The sequence below is a fragment of the Pedobacter sp. Leaf216 genome, assembly GCF_001421515.1.
Classification (GTDB): domain Bacteria; phylum Bacteroidota; class Bacteroidia; order Sphingobacteriales; family Sphingobacteriaceae; genus Pedobacter.
The window spans coordinates 198,192-210,715 of the sequence record NZ_LMKM01000033.1 but is presented as its reverse complement, the minus strand read 5'-3'; the positions used below and the strand labels follow the sequence as shown (position 1 = coordinate 210,715).

At 37.3% G+C, this 12,524-nt stretch carries 8 protein-coding genes; 3 read left to right on the top strand and 5 right to left on the bottom strand.

All coding sequences use genetic code 11. The annotated features are described in order from the left end of the window. Positions 1-18 precede the first annotated feature (18 nt). From ASE74_RS19205 to ASE74_RS19195, 3 genes are all read left to right on the top strand, one after another. Positions 19-1,614: a SusD/RagB family nutrient-binding outer membrane lipoprotein gene (locus ASE74_RS19205; protein WP_055912536.1), complete on the top strand. Its 1,596-nt coding sequence runs from the start codon at positions 19-21 to the stop codon at positions 1,612-1,614. 61 nt (positions 1,615-1,675) lie between these two features. Next, positions 1,676-3,097, top strand: coding sequence for an alpha-L-fucosidase (locus ASE74_RS19200; RefSeq protein ID WP_055912532.1), 1,422 nt, complete (start codon positions 1,676-1,678; stop codon positions 3,095-3,097). Positions 3,098-3,100: 3 nt separating this feature from the next. After that, a complete protein-coding gene (locus ASE74_RS19195; RefSeq protein ID WP_082458856.1) occupies positions 3,101-5,773 on the top strand; it encodes a glycoside hydrolase family 3 N-terminal domain-containing protein in 2,673 nt (890 codons plus the stop codon). Between the two features lie 322 nt (positions 5,774-6,095). Here ASE74_RS19195 and ASE74_RS19190 read toward each other — a convergent pair whose 3' ends face one another. From ASE74_RS19190 to ASE74_RS19170, 5 genes are all read right to left on the bottom strand, one after another. Next, positions 6,096-7,181: an Ldh family oxidoreductase gene (locus ASE74_RS19190; RefSeq protein ID WP_055912531.1), complete on the bottom strand. Its 1,086-nt coding sequence runs from the start codon at positions 7,179-7,181 to the stop codon at positions 6,096-6,098. A 90-nt stretch (positions 7,182-7,271) separates the two neighbouring features. Then, complete coding sequence (gene bshC, locus ASE74_RS19185) at positions 7,272-8,858, bottom strand: bacillithiol biosynthesis cysteine-adding enzyme BshC (RefSeq protein ID WP_055912529.1); 1,587 nt, start codon at positions 8,856-8,858, stop codon at positions 7,272-7,274. A 69-nt stretch (positions 8,859-8,927) separates the two neighbouring features. Then, the gene (locus ASE74_RS19180) at positions 8,928-10,769 is read right to left on the bottom strand and encodes an alpha-L-fucosidase (RefSeq protein WP_055912527.1); all 1,842 of its coding nucleotides are present in this window, start codon (positions 10,767-10,769) and stop codon (positions 8,928-8,930) included. 825 nt (positions 10,770-11,594) lie between these two features. Continuing rightward, complete coding sequence (locus tag ASE74_RS24820; protein WP_157255484.1) at positions 11,595-11,750, bottom strand: hypothetical protein; 156 nt, start codon at positions 11,748-11,750, stop codon at positions 11,595-11,597. 14 nt (positions 11,751-11,764) lie between these two features. Beyond that, on the bottom strand, positions 11,765-12,298 hold the full coding sequence (locus ASE74_RS19170) for a hypothetical protein (protein ID WP_055912524.1): 534 nt from the start codon (positions 12,296-12,298) through the stop codon (positions 11,765-11,767). Positions 12,299-12,524 lie beyond the last annotated feature (226 nt).

The following is a 12,524-nucleotide window of genomic DNA, read 5'->3' as shown; positions in this document are numbered from 1 at the left end:
CCCATAAAAATAATTACAATGAAAAAGATATTTATAAATATAAGTTTGATACTTTCTCTAGTGCTGTTATTTTCATCATGTAAAAAACAGTTAACTGATTTGTATTACAATCCAGAGCGCTCAACAACAACCAACTTGTCTGGTTTTTTTACAGCCATGCTAAATAGCGACCGTGTTAGACCGGCTTACTGGAACCAGCGTACTTTTCTGGCACCGCACCCTGCAGTGTATTCCCAAGCTGCATCATTTGCTAATGGCAGCGAAGCATACCGTCAAATTGATGGGTATATTGGTAACTATTGGTCAGATTTTTACTATCCGGCTGGTAATGGTAGCGGTCCGTTGGGCGTATACCGAGCTATGGAAGTAACTTATGCAACCTTACCTGCAGCCGAACAGGCTAACCAGGAAGTTTATATGCAGGCAGCCAAAATTTTTCTTTATGATCAAGCTTCAAAAATGGTCGATTTATTTGGCGATATTCCTTTTTCAGAAGCGGGAAGTCTGGAAGCTACAAATGCGATTAAGGATCCTAAATTTGATGATGCAAAAGCATTATATACAACTTTAATTAAAGGGCTTGATGATGCTGCTACATATTTTGCCAATGCAAAACTTTCGGCTACCGTGGCACCTGCGTTTAATAAGGCAGATATTTTATTAACTGGTAATCTTGATAAATGGAGGAGGTATGCTAATTCAATACGCCTTCGCTTATTAATGCGCACATCATTTGTAGATGAAGCAACCGCAAGAACAACCGTATTAAATATGTTGAGTAACAGTACAAATTTCCCGTTGGTAGATGGTAATAATGTAGGCAGTTATACTCCGGCAACAACTGATATATTATTGCAGCCATTAACTACAAATACCAATAGTTTAAGAAGTGCAATTACCGAAATCAACACTTACTTTGCTCCTGATTATGCATTAAATAAATTAATGCTTCCAGCCAACGATCCTAGAATTCCGTTGGTTTATGATAAATTTGGCCAGACGGTTAATAACGTTTTTGTTCCAAATAAAAACTTTAGGGCAATGCCTGTAACTTACACATCAAATCAACAGGATACAGCTTTTACCAAATATTCGATATTAGATTCTGCAACTTTCATAAATAACATAAAGGTGCCAGGGATATTGATTACAGCTTCTGAGGTTAATTTTTTGAAAGCCGAAGCTTTTGAGCGTTGGGGAACTACAGCGAATGCGCAAACCGCCTACAATGCTGCTTTAGCACAATCGGTTTCCTTTTATTATTATTTACACTCCATAGGAGGTGGAAAATTAAGTGCTCCACTTGCTACCGATGTAAATACATTTGTAAATGCCAGTACATCAGCATATACCGGTACATCTGAGGAAAAGCTAGCCAAAATCTGGAATCAAAAATGGCTAAATTTCGGTTTCTTGCAATCTGATCAAGCTTGGTCTGAATACAGACGGACGAAATATCCTAAATTGACGGTTGTTCCGCAAACATTAGTTGGTTTTGAACTCCCTCCAAATCGGTTAACTTACCCAAGTGTTGAATCGGCTAATAATTCAAATTATAATTCAGTTAGATCAAAAGATACACGGACCAATAAAGTTTTTTGGGACGTAAAATAATTCAAACACTACTAAAAATGCCTTGTAAATTTTTTTACAGGGCATTTTAATTATTTGATACATGAAAACAAGAATCGTTTTATTAGCAATTATCTTTTCTGCGAAAATTTTGCACGCCCAGCAGAACGATATCATGCCACAATCGGAGATTTACGAATGGCCTAAAGATGACGCCGTTAAAAAGAAACTTGATACCTGGCAGGATAAAAAATTCGGAATGATTATTCACTGGGGACTTTATGCTGTTCCTGGCATTATAGAATCATGGTCCATTTGCTCAGAAGACTGGATAGAAAGAGACAGCATCATTAAATACGAAGACTATAAAAAGTGGTACTGGGGTTTAAGTGAAAAATTTAATCCAACAAAGTTTAACCCCGAACAATGGGCAAAAGCAGGTAAAGATGCAGGCATGAAGTATTTGGTGTTTACAACCAAACACCACGATGGCTTTGCCATGTTTGATACCAAACAATCTGATTTCAGCATTGCTAAAGGTCCTTTTTCAACCAATGCAAAAAAAGATGTTGCCAAATATGTATTTGATGCTTTCCGCAAGGAAAATTTCATGATTGGGGCCTATTTTTCTAAACCCGACTGGCATTCGCAATATTATTGGTGGGATAAATACGCTACTGCAGACAGGAATAACAATTACGATATCAGAAAGCATCCATGGCGATGGAATATGTTTAAAACCTACACAAAGAACCAGATTGGAGAGCTGATGAACAACTATGGTAGTATCGATATTTTGTGGTTAGATGGTGGCTGGGTTCGTCCACGGGCCAGTGTAAACAAAGAGGTACTTTCCTGGGGTGCTCCAATTCCGGAATGGAGTCAGGATATTGATATGCCTAAAATTGCAGCTGATGCAAGGAAATCACAACCTGGCTTAATTGTAGTAGATAGAACAGTGCACGGACAGTTCGAAAATTACCAAACGCCTGAACAGAAAATTCCAGAACAGCAACTGGATTATCCATGGGAAAGTTGTATGACTTTAGGTGGAGCCTGGGGTTTTGTACCCAACGATCAGTATAAGTCGGCAACCGAAGTGGTTCATAAATTGGTAGAAATTGTAGCCAAAGGCGGAAGTTTGCTTTTAGGTGTAGGCCCGAAAGCTGATGGCACTTTACCAGACGATGTAATTAAAAAATTGGAAGATATTGGCAAGTGGACCAGTAAAAACGGTGCTGCGATTTATGGAACAAGGATTACCAAAAATTACCATGATGGGCAAAACTGGTTTACCCAAAGTAAAGATGGCAAAACAATTTACGGCATCGCTTTGATGGGAAATACTCCGCTTAAAGAAATTTCATGGAAAGGTAGTATTCCGAAGAAAGGAACATTGATAACCATCATTGGTAACAATCAAAAAGTAAAATGGAAATTGACAGATGGTAAAGTACATTTTGAGCTCCCTAAAACGGAGGAGAAAATAGCCTTAACTTTTGCTTTTACGCCCGAAAACAATTAAGTGATGCTTAAACCAAAAAAAATCTTCTGTTTATTGCCCGTACTTTTTGTATGCAGTAATCTTTTTGCTCAGGTTAAAAAAGGGCAACAATCAGCCTATAAAAATCCAAAATTAAGTATCGATTTGAGGGTGAAAGATCTCATTTCGAGAATGACTCCAGAAGAGAAATTTTGGCAGTTATTTATGATTCCGGGGGATGTAACCGAAGCAAATAAAAATCAATTTAAAAACGGGATTTTTGGTTTACAGGTAAGTGCTGCAGCCCAAGGCGGCGGTACTGCCCAGCAGATGTTAACTTACAATACGGCAGAAGATGGCCTTTCACTCGCAAAAAAGATTAATAAAATTCAAAAATATTTTGTTGAAGAAACCCGTTTGGGCATCCCGATTATTCCATTTGATGAAGCTTTGCATGGTTTGGTAAGGCAAGGAGCTACTGCTTTTCCCCAATCGATTGGTTTAGCAGCAAGTTTTGATACCGCTTTAGTGGCCAAAATCGGTACAGCAATTGCCAGTGAGGCACGGGCACGCGGTTTAAGAGATCTTTTGGCTCCTGTAATTAATATGGCTACAGATGTAAGATGGGGCAGGGTAGAAGAAACGTATGGAGAAGACCCTTACCTAACAACTGTAATGGGGCACGCATTTATGAATGCTATAGAAAAACAAAACATCATCGTTACCCCAAAACATTTTATCGCAAATGTGGGTGATGGCGGTAGAGACAGTTATCCAATAGAAATGGATAAACACTTTTTAGAAGAAATCCACTTTCCCGCGTTTAAAGATGGAGTTAAAAATGTAGGGATCCGCTCATTGATGACTTCCTACAACAGCGTTTTTGGAACGCCGGCAACCTCAAATAAATGGCTGCTGACTACTAAATTAAAAAACGAATGGGGATTTAAAGGTTTTGTCATTTCTGATGCAGGTGCAGTTGGTGGTGCCAATGTATTGCATTTTACCGCTAAAGATTATAAAGATGCAACGGCACAATCGATTAACGCTGGCCTTGACGTAATTTTTCAGGTAGATTATAAACATTACAAACTCTTCTTGCCAGCATTTTTAGATGGCAGCATTCCAAAATCTAGAATAGATGATGCTTTAGCCAGAGTGCTGCGGGCAAAATTTGAGCTTGGACTGTTTGAGCATCCTTATGTAGATGAAAGTATTGCCGAAAAAATGTTAACCGACCAAAGTAACCGGAATTTAGCAAAAGAAGCTGCAATAAAGTCGTTTGTGCTATTAAAAAATGAGAATAATACACTTCCTTTAAAAAGTACGAAACACATTTTGCTTTTAGGTGAAGATGCAATTGAGGCCAGATTGGGGGGCTACAGCGGCACTGGGAACAATAAGGTAAATATTTTAACAGGTTTAAAAAACGCAATATCCAATAACGTTGAAATTACTTATTTAAAAGGCAGCACCAGAGAAACTCAGCTTTATACGCCAATAGATAGCCAGTATTTATCCTCCAATAAAAAAGCAGGATTAACTGGAAAATATTATAAAGGACTTAACTTTTCTGGTAAGCCGGTAAAAGAAATAAATGATCAGGCTGTTAATTTCAGCTGGACACTTTACCCGCCAGATGAGCAGCTCCAATTGGATGATTATTCGGTAAGGTGGGAAGGCAAAATTGTAGTGCCTCAAACTGCCGACGTTAATATCGGATTGGAAGGAAATGATGGTTACCGATTATACCTTGATGATAGATTACTTATCGATAATTGGGACAAAAAATCTTTCAATACCAAAACAGTCCCATTTCATTTAGATAAAAATAAGGAATATACAATTAAGGTCGAATTTTTTGAGTCAAAAGGCAATGGTAAAATCAAACTCATCTGGGATTATAACCTTAAGAAATCAAATGAAATAACTGATGCGGTTGCTGCTGCCAAAAATAATGATGTAATTGTTTTTGTTGTAGGCATAAAAGAAGGAGAATTTTTAGATCGGGCAATGTTAAACCTGCCCGGAAATCAAGAATTGTTACTAGAAGAGCTTTCAAAAACCGGAAAACCCATTGTTGTAGTATTAACCGGTGGAAGTGCAATTAATATGCAGCCCTGGTTAAATAAAGTTAATGCAGTTTTAAATGTTTGGTACCCTGGTGAAGCTGGTGGAGATGCCATTGCCGATGTTTTGCTTGGAAAAGTTAACCCTTCTGGTAAACTTCCAATTACTTACCCTATCGATGAATCTCAACTTCCGCTAGTTTACAACCACAAACCTACCGGAAGGGGCGATGATTATAACAATTTGAGTGGCGAACCTCTTTTTCCTTTCGGCTACGGATTGAGTTATACCAATTTTTCGTACACCGATTTAAAATTTAGCCGCAAAAGCATTGCTAAAAATGAAACCGCTACGGTAAGCTTCGAACTTAAAAATACAGGTAATTATGACGGTGAGGAAGTTGTGCAGTTATACATGCGGCCATTGTTAAACAAATTGGCGCAACCTGTTCTTGCTTTAAGGGCTTTTATGCGAGTTACTTTAAAGGCAGGAGAAACAAAAAATGTTTCCTTTAAAGTGGATAAAAAGGTCCTTCAAACTTTGGATATCAATAACGTATGGGGAGTAGCACCTGGAGATTACCGGATTATGATCGGTTCGTCAAGCAAGGCCCTTTATTTAAAAGATAATTTAACCGTTAAGCCTTAAAATCACCCCATAGTTGGGTATAAAAGCATATCGTTAATAGTTGCCGTCCTATGGGAATCTTCATTGCAATGACGATCGTTTTAATAACACCAAGGTCTGTGTCCCCACAGACCTTTACTATCTTAAATAGTCTTAGTTTGTAACGAGGATTTTTAAGTTACGCATTTGCCATGCGAAAATAATTCCTCTAAGAGCGATAAAATCGCATTACTCGTACATCCTCGTTACAAACGAGGACGATGTAGTTAATTAAGATTATCCTAAATAAATCGTCATTGCTGTGGTTAAAGAAATCGACTATGGTCTATCAACCATCAAACCATTAACTAAGGCCGGCTATCTCTAAATTCACAGCCAGTTCATTCAAATCCTTCACCACAACATCAATGATCGGAATACCATTGTTTTTTCTTTCCTGCTCAAATTCATGTTCAGGTTCGCCAGGGATGATTACCTTTTTATCAGAATCAATCGTTTTTGCGCTTTTAAAGCGTTCTATCCAATTATCCAGGTGATCTTTAAAATCTGCAGCCGGTCTGAAGCCATCCACACGCATGGCACCTAAAAAGTGACCCAATCCTTCACCAACCGGATTTGCTGATGGTTCTAAAAAAGCTACAAAAGGAGGCACCCAAGGGCCGTAATTTGCACCTGATAATACCGCTGATAAAATATCAACTGTAGCACTTAAGCCATAACCTTTATGGCTGCCATGAGCTGCATCACTGCCCAAAGGTAAAAGCGAGCCGCCATTTTTCAATTCGTTTGGATCGGTCGAGTTTTCACCGGTTTTATCCTGAACCCAGCCATCAGGGATACTATTGTTCGCACGTTGAGCAATTTCCAACTTACCATTTGCTGCTGCGGCTGTAGCCATATCTACAATTACTGGTGGATATTTTCCTGCCGGGAAAGCGTAACACATGGGGTTTGTGCCAAGCAAACGCTCATTTGCATAGGTAGGAGCAACCAAAGGACTGGCATTCGTCATACTGATACCGATCATATCTTTTTCTACCGCCATTAAAGCATGGTAACCTGCAATACCGAAATGATTAGAATTTTTAACCGATACCCATCCACTGCCATATTTTTCTGCTTTTTCAATAGCAACTTTCATTGCAAAAGGAGCCACTACCAATCCTAATCCGGCATCGCCATCTACAGTTGCGGTGGTAGGCGTTTCATGCACTATTTTGATATCAGGCGTGGCGTTAATCCTTTTCTTTTCCCAAAGACGAACGTAGCCACTTAAACGCGCAACACCATGCGAATCGATTCCCCGTAAATCTGAACGGATCAATACATCGGTTGCTAAATCGGCATGCTCATCAGAACAGCCCATTTTTTTAAAAACATTAAAAGTAAAAGTCCGTAGATTGGTTTCGGTAAAAGTGATGAAGGTCATAGTATACTATTTGTCGTCACCCTGAATTTATTTCAGGGTCTTTTTTGATAGATGCTGAAACAAGTTCAGCATGACGAATCTAAAAATAAATTATGGCAATAAAACAGTAAAATCGCCGCCAAGCGGTTCAAAATTTTCTATGCAGGATGAAAGGAAATCTTCTCCATAATTCACATACATCGGTGCAATATTCAAAATTCTTTCCTGGAGCGTTCCGTTTGGAAAAAGTCTCTTCTTTACATGTTCAATCTGCAATAATGCAGTTTCGTGTTTTCGTTTTTCAGCACGGAAAAGTTTCTTTTCCAGGTTGGCCAGTAAATGATTTGTTCTTTGCTTAGCTGTATCGGTAGAAACAGAAAGCGTTTTATCTATTTTATAAGCATTAAGCTTAATTTGATCGAAAATGCTGTTGATTGCTCTCGTTTCATCAGCCAAACTTAATAATGCCGTGGTATTTCGCTTAACCCAAATGTTTTTTAATTCTTCAACAGGCAAGAAAATGTCCTCAAGCGAAAAACCTAAATGGTATAAGTTCTGAGCGCTCCGTTTGTCGATTAATATAGCAGAATTGCGCAGTAATAAAACCGGAAAATCAACTTTATAAAAATCAAAATTTGCCTTTAACTGCATCCAGTAAGCTACTTCTGCTCCGCCACCTATATAAGCGATATTTGGTAAAATTACTTCCTGGTACATTGGCCGCATCACTACATTCGGACTAAAACGTTCGGGATGTGATTCGATTTCGGCTTTTAGTGTTTCTTCAGTAAAACTGATATCAGTATGGTTTACAACATATTTTCCTTTTTCAAAGATTATACGTTCCCGAAGATTATCAATCAGGTAAAAAAAGTTAATGTCACGTCCGTTTACCTGTGTTTTATAACCTAAATCCTCCAGGTTTTTCGAGCTGTTTTCAATATTTTTTGCACTATTATGCTGAATAATATCTTCCGTAATGATGTTAGCAAATTGCTTTTTTAACTGTGCGTCATCTGCATTTACAATCACTAAACCATATTTTTCAAATAAATTATTCACCAAGAAACGGGTGGCATCGGCTAAATTGTCGTGTTGCAGATAGGCCTGTTCTACCAATTTGGCAATTCGTTTTCCGTTTTTAGAAATTCCCAGGTATCCTTTATAGGCTGTTACTGCTGCGGCTACAGTTTTGGTGCTCAGCCTTCCGGTTGCGCCATTGGTGGTTTGTATCCAGCTGATGTTTTTTTCATCCACGCTTACGTGGTTAATTTCATCAAAATCATGATCCTCAGTCGCCATCCAATACACAGGTACAAAGTTCTTGTCTGGGTGAGCCATTTTTAACTCAATGGCTAAGTTAATGGTGGTTACAATTTTATAAATGAAATAAAGCGGACCGGTAAAAAGATTTAATTGATGGCCGGTGGTTACCGTAAAAGTATTGGATAAACCTAAAAGTTCTATGTTTTTGGTAACCGATTTATTAGGCTGCAGGTGTTGATATTGATTTTGAAGAACTTTGACTAATGTTTCTCTATTTCCTAAGAAATTTCTGTTTTCAATTGCATTTGCCAAACCCTCCATATCTGGGCGGTAACTGTAAAAAGCTTTAAGTTGCTCCTCGTTATTAATATAATCCAAAACCAGTTTTGAAAATGATCCGGTTTCCTGATATGAGATATATTTTGCCTGCATGATTTGCGAAAGTAATGCAATTTAAGGATAATCGTAAAGTTGCGCTACTATTTTACAATTGTTAAATAATTAGAGATTGCTTTCAATCGCGCCAACTTTTTCACGGTACAAATCAATCGGGCTATCTAAAAGCACTGCAATTACGGTCAATTCGGGATCTAGTTTATCTTTAGGCACCGGAATGTAAACAATACCTGGTATTTTGCTCCAATACAGTTTATTATAAATTTCGTGCGGCAACATAGTACCTTCTCCTACAATTCTGATCCTGCTGATGTTGTTTTTTAAACCTTTAATTGCGATTGGCCCGGTTGGTGTGCCTTCTATAAATAAATAAAGGGTTTGCTTATCTGCAGAAAGTGCTGTGTTGCCCTGATAATGTCCGGCAGGTATTCCTCCGGTTGTTTTATATAGTGCTTCAGCATTTTTAATTACCCAGTTGTTAACCGTTTCGTCAAGAGGTTTAATATTTGCATTAAAATTCATCCCATCTGCTGCTAAATTGGAGTCGTTAAAAATATTGATACCCTTATTTAAGGTTGTCGCTAATTTTTTCAATTTGTAAGAAGCATCATTTAGTTTAGTGTTCTTAGTGAAGAAATCTTTAAACAAAGTGCTTTCGCTTTCATTTTCAATAAGATTGATAGGTTCATCAAAACTCACTTTTACAACTGTTACATCCTGATCAAAATCAGCTGAGGGAATATTAAAAATATAATCTAAGGTGCTAATGTTAGCAAATTTTAGCAGGCCACCACCAACTAACTGCATAGTTTTTACTTTTGATTTTATACCGGTTAACAAAATGCCATCATCTGTTTTATAGTCGAGGTAAAGGAAAAGCGTTTTTTTGTCTTTTGATAGTGCTGTTTTGCCATTAAAATGTTTTGGAGCGATCCCAGTTTGCGTTCCGTAAATGGCTTCACCATGTTGTTTGGTCCAGCGGCCCAAATCTTTTAAAATCTTAACCTGTTCAGGCGCAATTGTTCCATCTGCTTTTGGCCCAATATCAAGCAATAAATTACCGCCCATTCCAATACAATCAACCAGTGTACGGATAATCATATTTGATGATTTATAATGATCGTCGTATGGTTGATAGCCCCATGAATCGTTCATAGTATAACAGAGTTCCCACTCTGATGAATTTGGTTTCACTACAGGCACGCCTTGCTCAGGCGTATCGTAATCACCATGTCCGTTAAGGCGCGAGTTAACAATAATATCCTTATTTGCCTTACGTAAATTTTCTAATATATTTTTGGCCTGCCACTCATCTCCACTATGCTCCCAATCGCCATCAAACCATAAAAGATCTGGATTGTATTTTGTAGAAAGTTCATTAAGCTGCTCCTGAAAATAATTTTGAAATTTTTTAAATCGGGTCGGATCTTGTTTATAATCGTAACGTTTTCTATCGCGGGTAAAGCCATCATAATCCGGATAGCTCCAATCGGGTAATGAGAAATATAATCCCGTTTTAAGCCCCGATTTTTTAAGTTCAGATACAAATGGAGTGATTAAATCTTTTTTGGCAGCACTATTTTTTAATGTGGTAGTGGCTAAAGGAGCTTTACTATCCCAAAGGGCCACACCATCATGGTGTTTTGTGGTTATTACTGCATATTTTGCACCACTTTCTTTAATCAGGTTTACCCATTCATTAGGGTTATATTTTGCAGCGGTAAAACCATCAAGTTGTTTCATATAGGCATTGTAGTTGATATAGTTGTTGAAAAACGACCACGATTCAGAAATTCCATTCACTGAATAAATGCCCCAATGGATAAAAATACCCAATTTTGCGTCAGCAAACCACTGCATTTTTTGATCAGAAACCTTTCGTTGGGCAGAAAGACTGCTCGTTATGAATAATGAAAATGAAATGATGAAAAACTTTAAATAACGCATATTTTGTTTAGTGTAGCTAAACGTTAAATATAATGTTTTAGGAAGATTTAGTTAGCAAAAGATGCGTTTTTATATTAGTTGGTCTCTGTGTCAGATGGTAATATCTGACAGAACGGGAATAGCGTCTGATTTCCATAGAACGATCGTCATCTCGACTGCAGCGGCGTAGTCCCGAACTTTCAGAAGAGAGATCTGTTATAGATTTAGCTTCGCTGAGCACTTACGTGGTTCTCGACTGCGTGGCACTTCGCTCGAAATATTTTGCCTGCATGATGTGCGAAAGTAATGCAATTTAAGGATAATCGTAAAGTTGCGCTACTATTTTACAATTGTTAAATAATTAATAGTCACTTTCTCTGGTTTTAATTTTAGGACAAAATTGGATGTCGAAGTTTGGCTTTAGTATTAATATTGTTAAAGGTATAGGTTCCCAATTGGGAATTAAATATTGTCCAAAAAAATGTAACTGACTTAGTAAAGTATCTGTGAAAATTACAGGTAATGAAGAACGGCTTTGTGCTTGCTGGGATTAGAATCGCATCAGTTGAAATTTCGTACAAAAAGCAGAATAGCTTATATATCCTCAATTTATTTCTTTAAGGTATCGGCAATTTGCACAAAACAGATATTGGATTTTCGCTTTTCTTTTGGTGAAATTAAAGAGAAAAGTCTATTTGCTTTCCATAGTAATATTGTTCTGAAGTTCATCATTTGAAATTTCAAAGGCAAAAAAGTCTGTCGCGTTAATTGTATTGTGGCACCCTGAAATAAATCTTTATGCATTTAGGCAAGTCATAAAAGATTTTTTGCCAGCCCTCCCTCATATTAGCGGTTCGTGCTGTTACCCATATAAGGCTTAGAACTTTTCCTTAGATTAGTTGTTACAGATTTTTTTTTACGTGCTTTTAGAAAATCGCTAAATTCTTTTTCTTCTTTTTCTGTCAAAGTTTTGTTTACGAACACAAAGTCTTTGTTGTCCATTTTTTTGAAATTTATCATAACTTAAAATCTTTAAAATATCTAGTAGCCAAAATAAATGCTTCTTTAGTATCAATAAACATTCTGTTCCCACCATAAATCTTGGCACCCAACGTCTCTTGGTAATGGGAAACAAGTTGGGTTTTGGCCACAAAAGAAACAACTCCGTCATAATTTAGTTCGAATGCAGTTTTACAGCAAAAGGCAATTAGATTTCCAGCAACCCCTTTATAAAGTTTGTTCTTTCCTTTGTTGAACTTTGCACTCTCAATTATGTTCATAAAAATGTGGTCGCCTTTGTCGGTAAAGCTTATGAATCCCTGGGTTATAGCTAAATTGTTAACCGTTGTCAATTTAAAAACTTGCTTAGTATCATCCTTTAACTCATTCTGCCAGTCAAATACCCACTCGCTCTTCTTAAGAATCTTGGTATCGGATGCCGTCAATTTTATAATTGATGTGTCAAACACTTCGCCTGAAATTGCGTTTTCAATAGAATTTGTAAGCTTGTCAATTACAAAATCAAATTCGTTAGTCTGCTGCTGTTTCAATACACTAATTTACGAAAAATTAAGGTTCTAATCAAATGCTAATGTCTTTGCTAAAAGCATATACGCTTTGTTGGGTGTATCCGATACATGACTGCCAATGGTTGTCGCTTGGCTGTAGTCGGAAATAAAATTCTTTAACCTTTATAAAAAATAAAAGTTAAAATTTTTTAAGTAAAATTATTTTGGGTCTGGTTTAAAACTAACAATTCTATCCTTAAGCATGCTA

Coding starts and splice junctions, on each gene's coding strand:
- ASE74_RS19205 (WP_055912536.1), top strand. CDS start 19: ATGAAAAAGATATTTATAAATATAAGTTTGATACTTTCTCTAGTGCTG.
- ASE74_RS19200 (WP_055912532.1), top strand. CDS start 1,676: ATGAAAACAAGAATCGTTTTATTAGCAATTATCTTTTCTGCGAAAATT.
- ASE74_RS19195 (WP_082458856.1), top strand. CDS start 3,101: ATGCTTAAACCAAAAAAAATCTTCTGTTTATTGCCCGTACTTTTTGTA.
- ASE74_RS19190 (WP_055912531.1), bottom strand. CDS start 7,181: ATGACCTTCATCACTTTTACCGAAACCAATCTACGGACTTTTACTTTT.
- bshC (WP_055912529.1), bottom strand. CDS start 8,858: ATGCAGGCAAAATATATCTCATATCAGGAAACCGGATCATTTTCAAAA.
- ASE74_RS19180 (WP_055912527.1), bottom strand. CDS start 10,769: ATGCGTTATTTAAAGTTTTTCATCATTTCATTTTCATTATTCATAACG.
- ASE74_RS24820 (WP_157255484.1), bottom strand. CDS start 11,750: ATGGACAACAAAGACTTTGTGTTCGTAAACAAAACTTTGACAGAAAAA.